The sequence below is a fragment of the Pantoea ananatis LMG 2665 genome (assembly GCF_000710035.2).
In the GTDB taxonomy this organism is placed as follows: Bacteria; Pseudomonadota; Gammaproteobacteria; order Enterobacterales; family Enterobacteriaceae; genus Pantoea; species Pantoea ananatis.
Genome location: NZ_JMJJ01000005.1, coordinates 79,863 through 97,577, shown reverse-complemented (window position 1 = coordinate 97,577; position 17,715 = coordinate 79,863). Strand labels below are relative to the sequence as shown.

The 17,715-nt window shown below is 53.0% G+C and carries 16 protein-coding genes; 7 read left to right on the top strand and 9 right to left on the bottom strand.

The annotated features are described in order from the left end of the window. Positions 1–160: 160 nt before the first annotated feature. The 4 genes from EL29_RS08395 to yeaG all read right to left on the bottom strand — a co-directional run bounded on the left by EL29_RS08395 (position 161) and on the right by yeaG (position 5,746). On the bottom strand, positions 161–394 hold the full coding sequence (locus EL29_RS08395) for a DUF1480 family protein (protein WP_013025994.1): 234 nt from the start codon (positions 392–394) through the stop codon (positions 161–163). A 76-nt stretch (positions 395–470) separates the two neighbouring features. Then, positions 471–2,198, bottom strand: a complete 1,728-nt coding sequence (locus EL29_RS08390) for a potassium/proton antiporter (RefSeq protein WP_013025993.1) — start codon at positions 2,196–2,198, stop codon at positions 471–473. A 246-nt stretch (positions 2,199–2,444) separates the two neighbouring features. Then, a complete protein-coding gene (locus EL29_RS08385) occupies positions 2,445–3,719 on the bottom strand; it encodes a YeaH/YhbH family protein (protein WP_013025992.1) in 1,275 nt (424 codons plus the stop codon). 92 nt (positions 3,720–3,811) lie between these two features. Beyond that, positions 3,812–5,746 (bottom strand): protein kinase YeaG, encoded by a 1,935-nt coding sequence (yeaG, locus tag EL29_RS08380; RefSeq protein WP_014593835.1) that lies wholly within the window; start codon positions 5,744–5,746, stop codon positions 3,812–3,814. Positions 5,747–6,166: 420 nt separating this feature from the next. Between yeaG and EL29_RS08375 the strand changes: the two genes are divergently transcribed. Both EL29_RS08375 and EL29_RS08370 read left to right on the top strand, forming a co-directional pair. Continuing rightward, positions 6,167–6,916, top strand: a complete 750-nt coding sequence (locus EL29_RS08375; protein WP_013025990.1) for a MipA/OmpV family protein — start codon at positions 6,167–6,169, stop codon at positions 6,914–6,916. Positions 6,917–6,986: 70 nt separating this feature from the next. Next, positions 6,987–7,838, top strand: a complete 852-nt coding sequence (locus EL29_RS08370; protein WP_014593834.1) for an aldo/keto reductase — start codon at positions 6,987–6,989, stop codon at positions 7,836–7,838. Between the two features lie 8 nt (positions 7,839–7,846). On the opposite strand, the gene EL29_RS08365 is transcribed toward EL29_RS08370, so the two are convergent. Continuing rightward, positions 7,847–8,725, bottom strand: a complete 879-nt coding sequence (locus EL29_RS08365; RefSeq protein ID WP_013025988.1) for a D-hexose-6-phosphate mutarotase — start codon at positions 8,723–8,725, stop codon at positions 7,847–7,849. A 72-nt stretch (positions 8,726–8,797) separates the two neighbouring features. After that, a complete protein-coding gene (gene gapA, locus EL29_RS08360) occupies positions 8,798–9,796 on the bottom strand; it encodes a glyceraldehyde-3-phosphate dehydrogenase (protein WP_014593833.1) in 999 nt (332 codons plus the stop codon). Between the two features lie 340 nt (positions 9,797–10,136). Between gapA and msrB the strand changes: the two genes are divergently transcribed. Together msrB and EL29_RS08350 are read left to right on the top strand one after the other, a co-directional pair. Continuing rightward, a complete protein-coding gene (gene msrB, locus EL29_RS08355) occupies positions 10,137–10,547 on the top strand; it encodes a peptide-methionine (R)-S-oxide reductase MsrB (RefSeq protein ID WP_013025986.1) in 411 nt (136 codons plus the stop codon). Positions 10,548–10,549: 2 nt separating this feature from the next. Beyond that, entirely contained in the window at positions 10,550–10,831 is a 282-nt protein-coding gene (locus EL29_RS08350; protein ID WP_013025984.1) for a YeaC family protein, read from the top strand. A gap of 83 nt (positions 10,832–10,914) precedes the next feature. Here EL29_RS08350 and pncA read toward each other — a convergent pair whose 3' ends face one another. The 3 genes from pncA to sppA form a co-directional block, all read right to left on the bottom strand. Next, complete coding sequence (pncA, locus tag EL29_RS08345) at positions 10,915–11,523, bottom strand: bifunctional nicotinamidase/pyrazinamidase (protein ID WP_013025983.1); 609 nt, start codon at positions 11,521–11,523, stop codon at positions 10,915–10,917. Positions 11,524–11,539: 16 nt separating this feature from the next. Beyond that, positions 11,540–12,553 (bottom strand): asparaginase, encoded by a 1,014-nt coding sequence (ansA, locus tag EL29_RS08340; protein ID WP_013025982.1) that lies wholly within the window; start codon positions 12,551–12,553, stop codon positions 11,540–11,542. A gap of 85 nt (positions 12,554–12,638) precedes the next feature. After that, the gene (gene sppA / locus EL29_RS08335; protein ID WP_014605713.1) at positions 12,639–14,501 is read right to left on the bottom strand and encodes a signal peptide peptidase SppA; all 1,863 of its coding nucleotides are present in this window, start codon (positions 14,499–14,501) and stop codon (positions 12,639–12,641) included. Between the two features lie 173 nt (positions 14,502–14,674). Here sppA and EL29_RS08330 point away from each other — a divergent pair, with 173 nt between their 5' ends. From EL29_RS08330 to EL29_RS08320, 3 genes are all read left to right on the top strand, one after another. Further along, a complete protein-coding gene (locus EL29_RS08330) occupies positions 14,675–15,226 on the top strand; it encodes an NAD(P)H nitroreductase (RefSeq protein ID WP_013025980.1) in 552 nt (183 codons plus the stop codon). Between the two features lie 249 nt (positions 15,227–15,475). Next, complete coding sequence (locus EL29_RS08325) at positions 15,476–17,392, top strand: DNA topoisomerase III (RefSeq protein ID WP_014593831.1); 1,917 nt, start codon at positions 15,476–15,478, stop codon at positions 17,390–17,392. Further along, entirely contained in the window at positions 17,392–17,688 is a 297-nt protein-coding gene (locus EL29_RS08320) for a YnjH family protein (RefSeq protein ID WP_013025978.1), read from the top strand. The genes EL29_RS08325 and EL29_RS08320 overlap by 1 nt, the downstream gene beginning before the upstream one ends. Positions 17,689–17,715: the final 27 nt, after the last annotated feature.

Here is a 17,715-nt window from a genome sequence, read left to right as displayed (position 1 = left end):
ACGGAAGAATTCTTAAAAAACCAGGTGAAAATTGCGCAGAATTGGCTTAAATGGCTGATTTGGAAAATAATATTTTAAAAGTATAACCTATAAGCCGTGCGGCCAGGGCCACTTTTTAGGAATTACCGCCAAATCAACTGACTGGCGGTAATACTCAGGCTCAGGCCGGTTCTTTTAATACCCACCGGTCTTGCTGCTTATCGTAGTGAGCGATATGTAAAATGACCTCTTTATCGTCGATCCATGCCGGAACGCTGGTGTCGTGATCCCAGCCGTCGAGCTGATAGCTCAGTCCGGGGTTGGTGTGGCAGGGAATACTCACTGTCAGCGGTTTTTCGCTGCTGAATTCTGCATCGACAATTTCGTAGCGACCAATTTTAACCACGTGACCCATGGATAACTCCCGTTTTCACTGAATGTTATAAAAGCGTAGTGCAATTCAGCCCATTTAACGCGCCAGCGAAGTAAGATTATTCTTTGTCTTCACTTGGGCGCACACCAATTTTCACAATCTGATTATCTTCTTTTTCCGCCACGGTCCAGGTCAGTTGATTCCATTCAACCTGATCGCCCACGACGGGCGTGCCACCCAGCATGCCAAGCATCAGCTGCCCGAGCGATTGTTGAGCATTGGTCTGTTCGTCCAGTTCAAGGCCGTAAATTTGCGCCACGTCGTTCAGGCGCGCGTCGGCATCCAGAATAAAGTCACCAAAGAAACGCTGGTCCAGCGCGACGGGCGGCGACTGACTGAACATTTTTCCTAGCGCAGGCAGGTCACGCTCACGTCCAATCACGCAGATAACGTCGTTTTCTTTTAATCGTGTCGCCCCGTTGGGATGCATCAGCACATTATCCCGAAACAGGGCAGCAATGCGGGTTTCACGCGGCATCTGTAAATCACGCAGCGCAGCGCCCACGCACCATTTGTCGGCACTGAGCTGGTAAACAAACTGCTCCCAGGGATTTTCCGGGTGGATATCTAAGCCAATTCGGCTGACAGGCGATGCCGTGGGAGGTACCACCACTTTGGCTTTTTTTGCCGCATAGCCCAGCGAGGTGCCCTGCAGCATCAGGGAGACCAGCACGACAAAGAAGGCGATGTTGAAATAGAGTGATGCGTTTTCAAGTCCGGCCATCATCGGGAATACCGCCAGGATGATCGGAACCGCGCCCCGCAGGCCGACCCAGCTGATAAAAATCCGTTCACGGCCTGTAAAACCGCGGAAGGGCAACAGGCCGATAAACACGGAGAGGGGGCGCGCAACCAAAATCAACCACAGGGAGAGGATCATTGCCGGAACCGCAATATGCCAGAGATCGGAAGGTGTGACCAACAGGCCCAGCACGATAAACATCCCTATCTGACTGAGCCACGCCATACCGTCAAAGGTTTGCAGAATGCCAAATCGGTTACGGATGGGGCTGTTACCCAGTAAAAAGCCGCACAGATACACGGCCAGAATGCCGCTGCCTTCCAGCACCGTTGTCAGGGCGAACACCAGAATCCCACCGCTGAGTGCCAACAAGGGATACAGGCCGGGTGCCAGGTTGATGCGGTTTATGAGCTGCTGCAGGGCCCAGCCGCCGCCCAGTCCAAGTACGATGCCCAGGCCGAACTGTTGGATGAGATGCACGAGAAACATCCAGTCAAGACCGGTTTTGCCCTGCTCGATCATTTCAATCAGCGTGATAGTGAGAAACACGGCCATGGGATCGTTGCTGCCTGACTCAATTTCCAGCGTTGAGCTGACGCGTTCGTTCAGGCCTTTATCCCCAAGCAGTGAAAAAACGGCTGCCGCATCGGTAGAGCCAATAATGGCACCGATCAGAAAGCCCTGCATCATATCCAGCCTGAAGAGCCAGGCCGCGGCCACGCCGGTCAGGCCAGCCGTAATCATTACGCCTACCGTTGCCAGTGACAGGGCCGGCCCCAGCGCCACCTTGAAGGAGCTGGCTTTGGTACGCATCCCACCGTCCAGCAGGATAATCGCCAGGGCAAGGTTAGAGATAAGGTAAGCGGCGGGATAGTTATCGAAGGCGATGCCGCCAATGCCATCCACGCCGGCCAGCATGCCCAGTGCCAGAAATATCACCAGAATAGGAATGCCAAGACGGGATGAAAAAGAGCTGAGTAAGATACTCGACGCAACCAGCACGGAGCCAATAATAAAAAGACTATAAACAATAGTGTGGTTCAAACGCGGTCTCCTGAGATTCGGCAGTCAATGTCAGCTAATGTGTAGAAACATCCATGCTATCTCTGCAAGATAATGTTTTATCAATGAGTTGTCATGGTCATTTTGCAATTTATATCAATTGCTAATGCCTTGGTTAATCCGGTTAAACGATATTAATAGAGGAGTTGGAGGAGTTGTTGCAGGAAAGGCCATGTTTTAACAGGTTATTACGCAAAAAAAAAGCCGACAGAGCGTCGGCTTGATGTGTCAGGCTTCCATCGCCTGCTTGTGAAACAGTTCACGGAAGACCGGATAGATATCCTCCGGCTCGCGAATGTGCTGGATCGCAAAGTTATCAAATACAGACTGCAGATGTTCATATTCGCGCCACAGTGTCTGATGCGCGCGACGCGTGATTTCAATGTAGGTGTAGTAACGGACGACCGGTAAAATGTTCTTTGCCAGAATTTCGTGGCACAGGGGGGAATCGTCGGCCCAGTTGTCGCCATCAGAGGCCTGCGCGGCATAGATATTCCACTGTGCCGGATCGTAACGTTCTTTCACCACGTCATCCATGAGCTTAAGGGCACTCGACACGATAGTGCCGCCGGTTTCCTGTGAGTAGAAAAACTCCTGCTCATCAACTTCTTTCGCCTGAGTATGGTGGCGAATGTAGACCACCTCGACATTTTTATAGGTTCGACTCAGGAACAGATAGAGCAAAATATAAAAACGTTTTGCCATGTCCTTGGTGGCCTGGTCCATTGAACCCGAAACGTCCATCAGACAGAACATCACGGCCTGGCTGGACGGTTCAGGGCGTTTTTCAAAATTTTTATAGCGTAAATCAAACGTATCAATGAAGGGCACCCGATCGATACGTGCTCGCAGCTCGGCAATTTCTTTGCGTAAGCGCTCCTCTTCGAGCAACTGAGCCGGTTCAGATTTTTCAACCGTCGTCAGCGCATCCTCAAGCTCATGCAACTGGCGGCGCTTACCTGCGGTCATCGCCGTACGGCGCGCCAGCGAGTTCTGTAGCGAGCGTACCACGCTGATGTTGGCCGGTACGCCATTAGACGTAAAACCGGCGCGGTGGGTTTTATACTCATTCAGCTGGCGATGCTGGTTTTTACGCAGGTTGGGCAGGGCCAGGTCTTCAAACAGCAGGTCCAGATATTCGTCTTTAGAAATCTGAAAAACAAACTCATCCTGACCTTCACCGTCCTGACCGGCGTTGCCCTGGCCTGAACCGCTGCCACCGCCGCCCTGCGGCCGCTCCACGCGGTCATTTTGCACAAAGTGATCGTTACCGGGATGGACGCGGTGGCGCTGCCCGCCGCGTCCCTGATGGAAAATCGGTTCGTTGATGTCATCAATCGGAATAGAAACGGATTCGCCACTGCTGACGTCGGTGACCGAGCGTTTGTTAATGGCCTCGGAGATCGACTGCTTAATCTGAGACTTGTAACGACGCAAGAAGCGCTGGCGGTTGACCGCGCTCTTGTTTTTACCGTTTAGTCGGCGATCGATAAAATAGGCCATGATGTTCCCCCAAACTACATTGCAAGCAGGCCGGGTTGTCCCGACCTTAAGAGACCGGTGCTATCCCGCACCGGTTTGCTTACAGACTCTGATCAGGACGATTTACGCACGCGCAGATACCATTCACACAGCAGGCGAACCTGTTTGCGGGTATAGCCTTTTTCCATCATGCGATCGACAAAATCATCGTGTTTCTTCTGCTCATCCGTAGAGGTTTTCGTGTTAAACGAAATAACCGGCAACAGCTCCTCGGTATTCGAGAACATTTTTTTCTCAATCACCGTACGCAGTTTCTCATAACTGGTCCAGTTTGGATTGCGACCGTTATTGTGCGCACGCGCACGCAGCACAAAATTGACAATTTCATTACGGAAGTCTTTAGGATTACTAATCCCGGCAGGCTTCTCGATTTTCTCCAGTTCCGCATTGAGCGACTCACGGTCAAAAAGCTGTCCGGTGTCAGGGTCACGATATTCCTGATCCTGGATCCAGAAGTCGGCATAGGTAACATAGCGATCGAAAATATTCTGACCATATTCGGAATAGGATTCCAGATAAGCCGTCTGAATCTCTTTGCCAATAAACTCAGCGTATTTCGGAATTAAATAACCTTTAAGGTGCTCAAGGTATTTTTCCGCCTGCTCCTGTGGGAACTGCTCGCGTTCAATTTGCTGCTCCAGCACATAAAACAGGTGAACAGGGTTGGCTGCCACTTCAGTGTGATCGAAGTTGAAGACGCGGGACAGAATCTTAAAGGCGAAACGCGTTGACAGCCCGTTCATCCCTTCGTCAACGCCGGCGTAATCATGATACTCCTGCCAGGACTTCGCCTTAGGATCGGTATCTTTCAGGCTTTCACCGTCATACACACGCATTTTTGAGTAGATACTGGAGTTATCCGGGTCCTTAAGTCGCGAAAGGATGGAGAATCTCGCCAGCGTTTCCAGGGTGCCGGGTGCGCAAGGCGCGGTAGACAGCTCACTGTGGTTCAGCAGCTTCTCATAAATCTTAATCTCTTCGGACACGCGCAGGCAGTAAGGCACCTTAACAATATACACACGGTCAAGGAACGCCTCGTTGTTTTTGTTGTTGCGGAACGTTACCCACTCAGATTCGTTCGAGTGGGCCAGAATGATACCGTTAAACGGCAGGGCGGAAATGCCTTCGGTACCGTTGTAGTTACCTTCCTGGGTGGCGGTCAACAGGGGATGTAGCACTTTAATCGGTGCTTTAAACATCTCCACAAATTCCATGATGCCTTGGTTAGCCCGGCACAGCGCGCCCGAGTAGCCGTAAGCATCGGGATCGTTCTGCGCATGGTTTTCCAGTTTACGAATGTCCACCTTACCGACCAGCGCGGAGATATCCTGGTTGTTTTCGTCGCCCGGCTCTGTTTTAGCAATGGCTAACTGCTCCAGAATCGACGGCCACACTTTCACCACTTTAAAGCGGGTGATATCCCCGCCGAAATCATGGAGGCGTTTAGCCGCCCATGGCGACATAATGGTGCCAAGGTAGCGGCGCGGCACGCCGTACTCTTTCTCCAGAATATTGGCGTCTTCCTGAGGATTGAACAGGCACAGTGGATGATCGTTAACCGGGCTCCGTTCGCCATCGGCGCTCAACACATAGATAGGAACGCGTTGCATCAGGGATTTGAGACGTTCCGCCAGCGAGGATTTACCGCCCCCGACCGGACCCAGCAGATAGAGAATTTGTTTCTTCTCTTCAAGGCCTTGTGCCGCGTGTTTCAAATAAGAGACGATCTGTTCAATCGCTTCTTCCATACCGTAAAACTCTTCGAACGCCGGGTAACGGCCCATTACCCGGTTAGAAAAGATTCTGGAAAGACGTGGCTCCTGAGCGGTGTCCACCATCACGGGTTCACCGATTGCCATTAACAGTCGCTCTGCGGCGTTGGCGTATGCACTGCGATCCTGTTTACAGATTGTCAGAAATTCCTGCAGTGTGAACTCTTCGTCCTTGGCAGCTTCATAACGCTGACGATAATGATCGAATATATTCATAGCGATGCCCGTCCTTTCGTTTTTAGCACAGGTAAAGGAGCAATAATCAGTGCTCGTACAGCTCCCGGAAGATATTATCTGTTAGTACAGCAACCCTTATGCCAACCTGATCATTGTTATCGGGATGCACAACATTTATGGCGACACTCTTGCAACAAAACCTCGGGTATTAAGTTTAACTGTAGAAGGCATTCAGAAAATTTCATCATAGATTTTTGATTAGTGAGCCACATATCAATAACAAAATCATTTTGTTGCGAAACCTTTTTGACAGGGTAATGGCGAATTTGTGATGCCTCCAACCCGGTTATGCCACATTCCGCCATAAATGCGGTAGATGATTTTCATATAAGGTTAATTCAGTCTGTAAAAAGCGTTAGACTGTATGAGTGATTGTTATATTTATGGAATGAATAAATTGTGAACCAATTCAAACTTAACACGCTTATCGCGCTTATCCCTTGTTATTTTCTGGGGCATTCAGTACAGGCCGCACCTTTATCGCTTGGCGCATCAGTGATTTATGCCCAGTCGCCTTACCGGGGTGGGCAGGACCGCTATTTGCCGGTGCCCATCATCAATTATGAAGGAGAAAACTTCTGGTTTAACACGCTGCAGGGCGGCTATTACCTGTGGAAAGACCCGCAGGATCAGCTGTCTCTGACCCTGCTCGGCTCGCCCCAGGAGTATGACCCCGGTGATAACGATCTGGGGGATATGAAAGGGCTGGATAAGCGCCGTATGACGCTGATGGGCGGGGCAACCTACCGACATACTGCAGACTGGGGGATTATCCGTACCTCACTGCTGGGCGACCTGCTCAACAACAGCAACGGGATCATCTGGGACCTGACCTATCTCTACCGCTTCAACTTCGGTGACTTTACCCTGACACCGGGCATCGGGGCGATGTGGAACAGCGCGAACCAAAACCGCTACTACTATGGTGTTTCCGGCAATGAGAGCGATCGCACCGGCATCAGCCGCTACCATCCTGATGACAGCTGGTCGCCCTATGCTGAGCTGAACGCCAGCTACAGTATTACGCCGCAGTGGAATGCCAACCTGTCCGGTCGCTATACGCGTTTTGCCAGTGAAATCAAAGACAGCCCTATGGTCGATAAAAGTGGGCAGTTCACAATCTGGACCGGTGTCAGTTACAGCTTCTGATTTGCACCCTAAGAGGGCAGGCGTTGCCCTCTGATCGTTTGTCTGCTCTACAACAGTGCAGGAGAGTCAAATGGCACAACGTCTCGATGTTGCGGGTCACCAGGGCATCCCGGCTATTGGCCTCGGAACCTGGTACATGGGCGAGGACAGCGCTCGCCGTCAGCAGGAAGTCACAGCGCTTCAGGCGGGTCTGGATGCAGGCCTGAAAATTATCGATACGGCAGAAATGTATGCCGATGGCAGAGCGGAAGAGGTGGTCGGCGAGGCATTAAAAGGGCGCCGCGATAGCGCGCTGCTGGTATCGAAAGTCTACCCATGGAATGCCGGTGAAGATGATGCGATAGCGGCCTGCGAAGCCAGCCTGCGCCGTTTGCAAACCGACCGTATTGATCTCTATCTGCTGCACTGGCGCGGCAGCGTCCCGTTGGAAGAGACGATTCGCGCCATGCAAAGGCTTCAACAGCAGGGGAAGATTGTTCACTGGGGCGTTTCAAATTTTGACAGCGATGATATGGACGAGCTCTGGGCCGAACCCGGGGGCGAAGCATGTGCGACGAATCAGGTCCTTTACCATCTCGCCTCTCGCGGTATTGAGTACGACCTGTTACCGCAGTGTCAGCAGCGTGCTGTGCCGATCATGGCATACTGTCCGTTGGCACAGGCAGGGCGGCTGCGCAGCCATTTGTTTTCTGAGCCCACGCTGGTCGCTTTGGCTCAGCAGAAAGGCGTGACGGTTGCACAGCTGCTTCTGGCGTGGGTAATCCGCGCTCCCGGCGTGATGGCTATTCCTAAAGCCAGTTCCCTTGAGCACGTCCGGGAAAATGCCGCGGCACTGGATATCACCCTGAGTGATGAGGCGTGTTTCCTGATCGACAAGGCTTTCCCGCCACCGCGGCATAAAATGCCCCTGGACGTGGTGTGAATTAAGCGTTAATTCACTTTCCCTTTCAGACGGATCGTGGTGGCCAGCCGGGCCGGTTTTTCGCCCGCGCTGCGTAACGGTTTGCTGATTCGCGCCGTTTCCACGCACACCATGGTTTTATACCCTTCGTTGGGCATGTCCGTCATACTGCAGGAGAGTTCGACGCCGGGGTTCCACGTGACAACGTCACTATGATGGTGGTGATAGACTTCAATCTGGCGCTTTCCAGCCTGATCGTTAATCACCGAACAGTCATTGGCCGAGGTGAAAATACGGTCAACCCGGGTGGTAAAGCGCTGTTTGCCGTCGCCCGTGCCTGGCTGATTGTCGTTAACCTTGTCGATATAGTGCTCACCCAGACCCGACACCTCTACGCCGTTGATATCCGCCACGTTAAAGTAGCTGTGCAGGGCGGCGGTGGACATGTAGTCGCCATAGGCTTCCAGTTCGATCTCACAGTGCTGCCCCAGGCGGAAACGGGCGATTAACGTGAATTCATGTGGCCACAGCTTTAAGGTTTGCGGATTACTTTCCAGCACCAGCGTCAAGATAACGCCATCTTCGTTTTCGTCATGGGCGGACAGCGTCCACGACTGGTTACGGGCAAAACCGTGTGCGGGTTCACCTGCGGGGCCAAACCAGGGCCAGCAAATGGGAATGCCGCCTCGAATCGCTTTGCCTGGTGAGAAGGGGCTTTTGTCACTTAGCCACAGGACAGGTTTCTCCCCGCTGGGCTGCCAGGCGATGAGATGCGCGCCCTGTAACGTGATAGCTGCGCGCACGCGGGGATGACTGACGACGATAGTCGGAAGTTCGCCCACCTGACGCTGTGACAGGTAAGGCGTAATCTGTTTAATGACGGGAAGAGAAAAAAGTTTGTCTTGCATGCCCGACTCCTTACGAAAGGGATCAAAAAAAGGGTGACCGAAGTCACCCTTATTCTTTAGTGTCTGGCTGCCTTATTTAGCAGAAACCAGCGCAATCAGGTCGAGAACTTTGTTTGAATAACCGGTTTCGTTATCGTACCAGGAAACCAGTTTAACGAAGTTGTCATTCAGCGCGATACCCGCTTTCGCATCAAATACTGAAGTCAGCACTTCGCCGTTGAAGTCGGTAGAAACCACGTCGTCTTCAACGTAGCCCAGCACGTCTTTCATTTCGCCTTCTGCTGCTGCTTTGATCGCTGCACAGATTTCTTTGTAAGATGCGGCTTTTTCCAGACGAACGGTCAGGTCAACAACAGAAACGTTTGGCGTCGGAACGCGGAACGCCATACCTGTCAGCTTGCCATTCAGTTCTGGCAGCACTTTACCTACGGCTTTGGCCGCACCGGTAGATGAAGGGATGATGTTCTGAGACGCGCCACGACCGCCACGCCAGTCTTTGTGAGACGGGCCATCAACGGTTTTCTGCGTTGCAGTCGTTGCGTGAACGGTGGTCATCAGACCTTCCACGATACCGAACTTGTCATTGATCACTTTAGCCAGTGGTGCCAGGCAGTTAGTGGTACAAGAGGCGTTAGACACGATGTCCTGGCCCTGGTATTTGTCGAAGTTTGCACCACGAACAAACATTGGGGTGTCATCTTTAGACGGACCGGTCAGAACGACTTTCTTAGCACCCGCAGTGATGTGCTTACGTGCCGTTTCGTCGGTCAGGAAGATACCGGTTGCTTCAGCAACAACGTCAACGCCGACTTCATCCCACTTCAGGTTAGCCGGATCTCTCTCAGCAGTAACGCGGATTTTCTTACCGTTAACAACCAGAGCGCCGTCCTGTACTTCAACGGTGCCGTCGAAGCGGCCGTGAGTAGAGTCGTACTTCAGCATGTACGCCATGTAATCAGCGTCCAGCAGGTCGTTGATAGCAACGATTTCGATGTCAGAGCGCTGTTGAGCAGCACGGAAAACGATGCGACCGATACGGCCAAAACCGTTGATACCTACTTTGATAGTCATATATTCCACCAGCTAGTTGTTAGTGAATAAAAGGTTGGCTGTAAAATTACAAAAACCTTACCAGGCGTCAAGCGGAATCGTGTCAATTGTTGCGACAGGTCAATCCACCAGACAGGAATTATTGGGGCCGCAACCGCTTGCGCTCAGCGGTAAACGGCGTGCTCTGTTGAATCCTTCGCCGAATATATAGGGATATGCCAGAGAAAAGGTGATCGAGTTCACAAATCCACCTTGTGAGATACTGACTGAAGGGTTGAGCACAAAAAAAGACCCGATTAATGTTGATCGTTTGTTAGAATACTAGTCGATTTTTACAGAATGACATCCCGGAATTGCTCAAATGCCTAAAGAAACCGCACCCGAAGCAAAAATTGCCCAACTGACTGAGATGCAACGCTATGTGACTCAACAGCGAGGAACGGAGCCGCCTTACAGCGGTGCCCTGCTGCATAACAAGCAGGAAGGAATTTATCACTGCCTGGTCTGCAATGCGCCGTTGTTTTTGTCTGATACCAAGTACGATTCAGGTTGTGGCTGGCCGAGTTTTTATCAGCCAGTAAGCGATGAGGCCATTCGCTATCTGGAAGATAATTCCCATGGTATGCAGCGCATCGAAATCCGCTGTGGCAGCTGTGATGCGCACCTGGGGCATGTTTTCCCGGATGGCCCCCAGCCGACAGGCGAGCGTTACTGCGTCAATTCTGCCTCGCTGAACTTTACAGATCAGCAAGGTGAGGAGACCCAAGGATAATCATGAAACAGCAACTTGAAGCCATGCTTGAAGCCCTGACGCCTGAAATTTATGAGCGTCTGGTTGTGGCCGTTGAAACCGGAAAATGGCCGGACGGCGTAGCGCTTACCCAGCAGCAGCGTGATAACAGCCTGCAACTGGTGATGATGTGGCAGGCACGTCATAACGATGCACCTCAGCATATGACCATCGGAAAAGACGGTGAGATGGTCACCAAATCGAAAAGGCAGCTGAAAGAAGAGTTTGGTATCGAACCAGATGTCACGCGTATCAACCTGCATTAAGTCTGATAAGGTGCTTCTGTCAGGGTGCTGACAGAAGCGTTTAGCGTGGATGACGGGCTGGCACGCTGCCAGCCCGGAGCACGTCAGACAATGACCGCACCCTGGGCGGCCATCTGGGCCAGTGCGATGTCGCTGTCTTCAGGATTCAAATTCACCCCGCGGCAGCCTTCGGCGACCACGTCCACCTGATAGCCCAGTTCCAGTGCATCCAGAACGCTGTATTTCACACAGTAATCGGTTGCCAGCCCCAGCATAACCAGATGGCTGATGCCGCGTTCACGTAACCAGCTGTCCAGCTCCGTTTTACGGCGATGGCCGTTATCAAAAAAAGCGCTGTAGCTGTCGACATCCTGATCCTGGCCCTTGTGAAAAACAGCATCAAACAGGCTGCGATCGAGACCAGGATGAAAATCAGCGCCCGCCGAATGCTGAACACCATGATCGGGCCACCAGATTTGAGGCAAACCGTTGAGCTCACCCAGGGTATAAACCGGCTCGCCCGAGACAGAAGCAAAGCTGCCATGATTGGCCGGGTGCCAGTCCTGCAAGGCCACTACGCATTCGCCTTTCTCATGAAAGGCACGGGCATAGCGATTTGCTACCGCGACGGTGTGATCGCCTTCTCTCACGGCCATTGGGCCGCCGGGGCAGAAGTCGTTCTGAATATCGATAATGATCAGTGCCCGTTTCATTCCCGTTTGCTCCGTTTTAGTCTTCTGTCAGTTCGCCACGCAGGTTTTGCTGCATTTTGGCACGGATTTGCTCGCTTGAAAGATCCTGACTTAACAGATAGTGAAGTTTGGTCAGGGCCGCTTCTACCGTCAGATCAAAACCGCTGATCACGCCTGCATGCTCCAGCGCATTGCCCGTCGCGTAGCCGCCCATGTTAACTTTGCCGGAAATACACTGCGTCAGGTTAACGACCACAATGCCGCGCTCGCTGGCCTGCTGCAGTTCAGAGAGAAACTCAGCGTTCTGCGGCGCATTACCCACGCCATAAGAGCGCAGAATAAGGGCTTTAACCGGCTGGCGCAGGAAGTTGCGCACCACATCGGCGGAAATACCGGGGTAAATGGTAACCACGCCAATAGGCTGTGGCGTAATGGTATGAACGATGAGTTCACCTTTCCCCTGTGGCGCGGGTGGCGTGTTCAGACGACGAATGTGGATGCCAGCTTCCAGCAGCGCAGAAAGGTTGGGTGAGGCAAAGGCATTAAACCCGTCAGCATGCGCTTTTGTGGTGCGGTTACCGCGATAGAGCGTGTTATTGAAAAACAGCGTCACTTCATTAACCGGATAGTTAGCGGCGACATAGAGTGAATTCAGCAGGTTTTGCTGACCGTCCGAGCGCAGTTCTGCCAGGGGGATTTGCGAGCCGGTTACGATGACAGGCTTGGCCAGGTTCTCCAACATAAACGACAGGGCGGAGGCGGTAAAAGCCATGGTATCTGTGCCATGCAGAATCACAAAACCGTCGTAGCGATCGTAATTACGCCGGATATCTTCGGCAATTGACTGCCAGTCCTGAGGCGTCATATCGGACGAGTCGATCAGGGGCTGATATTCGTGAATCGTAAAGTCAGGCATTTCCGGGCGATGGAATTCCGGCATTTTTGCCAGCTCTTGCTGCAGGTGACCTGAAACCGGAATATAACCTTGAGCGGAACGTTGCATACCGATAGTACCGCCCGTATAGGCAACGTAAATGTTTTTCTTTTGCATAGGTGTACTCAGACTTGCCGTAAAACGCGCAGTATAAGGGCAATGGCAGGGAAAAGCAGCCCGACCAGCGGTCGGGCTGAGAGGTTTATCGCACTTCGCCGCAGGTCAGGCAGAAGGCATAGCGGTTTTGTGGATCGTTAAGATGGTCGAACAGGCCAGGCTGACGTCGCATTGCACTCATTACGTCGAACATCGGCGCAGGCAGCCAGGCTTTGATCGGGTCAGGCAGAACAGCCTGCACGGAGGCATTCATTTGATTTAGCATCAAATCAATAAAGCCGGGATCTTCCTGGTACCAGTCAAGCTGCGGCTGGGAAACCTTCGCCAGTTCAGCGGCTTTTTTCACTGCGTCATCAAAATCCCCCAGCGCATCGACCAGGCCATTAGCTTTCGCATCACTGCCGGTCCACACATGTCCCTGGGCGATGGCGTCAATTTGCTCCGGCGTTTTGTGACGCGAGGCGGCAACCAGACCAACAAAGTTGTGATAGCCGTTTTCGATGGTCAACTGCATAAGCTGTTGAACCTCGGGGGGCAGCGCCTTAGTGCTGGCGACGTCCGCCAGAGGCGATGTCGCCACGCCGTCCGTGTGCACACCAATACTGGCCAGACTGTTCTCCAGGGTATTAATTACGCCGAAGATGCCAATAGAGCCGGTCAGGGTACTCGGGCTGGCGATGATGTAGCTGGCTGGCGTTGAAATCCAGTATCCACCGGATGCCGCCATGCCGCCCATTGACACCACTATCGGTTTCCCGGCCGCTTTCGCTGCAGCCAGTTCGGCACGGATGGCCTCCGAGGCCGTCACGCTACCGCCCGGGCTGTTGACCCGAAGAATGATCGCTTTGATTTTCGGATCCAGGCGTGCATCACGAATCTGCGCCGCCGTGGTATCGCCACCGACGTTGCCCGGCGTTTCATCGCCATCCATGATGGCGCCGCTGGCCATGATCACGGCAATATTGCCTTTCTGCTGAGTGGCGTCCGGTTTCACGTTGTAGTCATAAATACTGACGCTGCGATAATCGCTACTCTGCTTATCGAAACCAAAGGTCTTGATTAACATCTGATCGGCATCGGCCCGTGAACCCAGAACGTCGACCAGTTTGTTATCCAGCGCGTATTGACCCGTATCACCTTTAACAGCCTGTAGGCCGGCGATAATGGCCGTTGCACCAGGGAACAGCTGCTCAGGCGTAATCTGACGGTTAGCCGATACGGTGTTCAGGTAATTTTGCCAGAGTTGGCCAACCCAACGGGTATCCGCATCGCGCGCTGCAGGTGACATATCGTCGCGCAGGAAAGGCTCAACGGCAGACTTATAGGTTCCAACACGGAAGACGTGTGAATTGACTTTCAGCTTTTCAAGCAGCGTTTTGTAGTACAACCCGTTGGTGGCGAAACCATGCAGGTCAACCGTACCCTGAGGCGAGAGGTAGATTTTAGTTGCATAGCTTGCAAGGTAGTACTGAGCCTGGCTGTAGCTGTCGCCCAACGCATAAATCGGCTTACCGCTTTCCCTGAATTCGCGCAGCGCTTTGCCCACATACTGCAGCGAGGGCTGATCGCCACCGGCAAAGTCACGCAGGTCCAGCACCATGCCTTTGATATTACTGTCATCCTTTGCCTGACGAATCGCATCGACCACGTCAAACAGGGAGTTTTCCTGCAGTCGGTCACTGCTGGTGCCTAACAGCTGACGGCCAATTTTGCTCAGGCGATTACTGACGGAAGGCTTATCGACCAGCACACCGGTCAGGTCAACTTTTAACGCACCTTGCTGTATGGGAGCAGAATGACTGCCTGAACCACTTACCTGAAGCCAGATCCCGACACACACGACAATTAAAAAAATCAGGAACAAATTAAGAATTAATTCCCTGATAAAGTTCAGCACTCGCCAGATCCCGCGGAACAGGCCAGCAATTATTCGCCACAATGTGCGCATCACACTCTCCATATTGATATAACCGGAAATCGCCGCTTAGCGGTCCAGGTCTCCGTTGACGACCTCATCCTAAAGAGCGGCGAAACAAAAGTCAGCAGGAAATCACCCTGGACTGTTACAAAAAATCCACCTGTGCCAGGATTACGCATGCTTTTACCCCACTGGAGAAAAACATGGATGCACTTGAATTACTGGTTAATCGCCGTTCGGCTTCCCGTCTGGCGGATCCGGCTCCCGGCGGCGAGGCGCTGGATAACATTCTGCGCGCAGCCATGCGCGCGCCCGATCACGGCACCTTACAACCGTGGCGCTTTATCATAGTTGAAAACAGTGGACGCGATCGCTTAAGCCAGCTTCTGGAAAAAGCGGCACGTGACAATCAACTGGATGACAAGGCCATCAATAAAGCCAGCCAGGCCCCATATCGTGCCCCAATGATCATTACGGTTGTGGCCCATTGTGAACTGAATCACAAGGTGCCACGCTGGGAGCAAATTGCATCTGCAAGCTGTGCCGTGATGGCTATGCAAATGGCCGCGGTCGCACAGGGATTTAATGGTATCTGGCGAAGTGGGGCCTGGACTGACGATCCCCAGGTGCGCGAGGCCTTTGGCTGCCGTGAGCAGGACGCTATTGTGGGCTTTCTCTATTTAGGCACGCCCCAGCTGAAATCCAACACCACCGTGATACATCCCGACACTGCGCCGTTTGTGCGCTATTTCTGATCGCCCCTGAGCGGGTTTGCGCGGTTATTGTGCGAACAGTTCAGCATTGAACCCGGCGCGCTTATCAGCCGCGCGCCGCCAGGCTACCATAGCGCTGCTTCATCTGGCAGCGCATACTCTCTTCCAGCCTGTGCGCATGATGTAACCGTTCTTTGGACTGAGGCGCAGGCATCATGTTGCCGACTGTTTGTTGACCGGTAGTGCGTTGTCATCATTGTTGTTTGCTGACGTTAAGGATTACCCGATTTAATGCGTTTGTTTATTGCAGAGAAACCCAGCCTTGGACGGGCCATTGCCGATGTACTGCCTAAACCGCACCGGCGTGGTGAGGGCTTTATCGCCTGCGGCAATGACCAGATTGTCACCTGGTGCGTGGGGCATTTACTAGAGCAGGCGCAGCCTGATGTGTACGACAGCCGCTATGCGCGCTGGTCGCTGGTCGATCTGCCGATTATTCCTGAAAAATGGCGTTTGCAGCCGCGTCCTTCGGTGGCAAAACAACTCAAAGTGGTGGAAGGCTTACTCGCCCAGGCCGATGAAGTGGTGCACGCCGGCGACCCGGACAGGGAAGGCCAGCTGCTTGTGGATGAAGTGCTGGATTACCTTCAGCTTCCCGCTGAGAAACGCAGTAAAGTGCAGCGCTGTCTGATTAACGATCTCAACCCACAGGCTGTGGAGCGGGCTATCAACCGGCTGCGCGAGAATCGCGAATTTATTCCCCTCTGCGTGTCCGCGCTAGCGCGAGCACGTGCCGACTGGCTTTACGGTATTAATATGACCCGCGCCTGGACGCTGCTGGGCCGGAATGCGGGCTATGATGGCGTGTTGTCCGTTGGACGAGTACAAACGCCGGTGTTGGGGCTGGTGGTGCGACGGGATGAAGAGATCGCGAATTTCGTCCCGAAGGATTACTTTGAAGTGAAAGCGCACATCGTCACGCCGGATGAGAGCCGGTTTACCGCCAACTGGATCCCCAGTGAAGCCTGTGAACCCTGGCAGGATGAAGAAGGTCGCCTGCTGAAACGCTCACTGGCGGAACATGTGGTGGCGCGCATCAGCGGTCAGCCCGCTATCGTTACCGCCTACAGTGACAAGCGAGAAAACGACATTGCGCCGTTGCCGTTTTCACTCTCCAGCCTGCAAATCGAGGCGGCAAAGCGCTTTGGTTTGAGTGCACAGGCGGTGCTGGACATCTGCCAGCGGTTATATGAAACCCACAAGCTGATCACCTATCCACGTTCTGATAGCCGCTACTTACCCGATGAGCATTTTGCCGGCCGTCATGCGGTGCTCAATGCGATCCAGTCCCATCAACCCGATCTTACTCCACCAGCAGACTTTGATGCAGATCGAAAAAATCGCTGTTGGGATGACAAAAAAGTGGATGCGCACCACGCCATTATTCCTACCGCGCGCGCCAGCGCAGTGAAACTTAACGAAAACGAACAGCAGATTTATGGACTGGTTGCGCGTCAGTATTTGATGCAGTTTTGTCCGGATGCCGTGTTCCGCAAATGCACCATCGATCTGGATATCGCGGGCGGTAAATTCGTGGCTAAAGCGCGCTTTCTGGCGGAGGCGGGCTGGCGTGCGCTGTTGGGTGGCAAAGAGCGCGATGAAGAAAACGATGGCATGCCGCTGCCTGTTGTAGCGAAAGACGATGAGCTGCTGTGCGAGCGGGGTGAGGTGCTGGCGAAACAGACACAACCGCCACGCCACTTTACCGACGCGACCTTGCTTTCGGCCATGACCGGCATTGCGCGCTTTGTGCAGGATAAAGAATTAAAGAAAGTGCTGCGTGCGACCGATGGTTTAGGAACGGAAGCCACGCGCGCAGGCATTATTGAATTACTGTTCCGTCGTTCGTTTTTGCATAAGAAAGGGCGCTATATTCATTCTACTGATGCAGGCAAAGCGCTGATCCACTCGCTACCGGATCTCGCCGCCAGGCCGGACATGACGGCGCAATGGGAATCAACCCTGACGCGTATCAGTGAAAAGGCCTGTCGCTATGATGAATTTATGCAACCCCTGGTGCAGACGCTGAGCGGGCTTATTCAGCAGGCGCGACAGCAGCCCTCGGGACAGGCGTTTCGTGGTTTACCGTCCACCGGCCAAAAACGTCCACCGCGTAAAGCAGGGCGTAAAACGAAGGAAACTGAATAATGAGTAAATCAGCCTGGCTAATTCTGGTTGCAATGGCTGCCTGCAGCCCCGCGCATGCTAACTATCATCAGCAGGGCGCGGCAGGTGGCACCAATACCGATGTGATCGTGGATATGCCACCGGAAGTCTGGACGCAGGGGCAAAACCGTCAGCAAAACTGTCTGCAGTGCTGTATTTTTGAAAACCGAAATTACACAGAAGGCGCTGTGGTGAAATCGGAAGGTGTCCTGCTACAGTGCGCGCGCGATGAGAAGTCGTTGGGAACCAATAATCTGATTTGGAAAATAGTGAAATAAGGACGCGTGGCATTTCACCACGCGTCA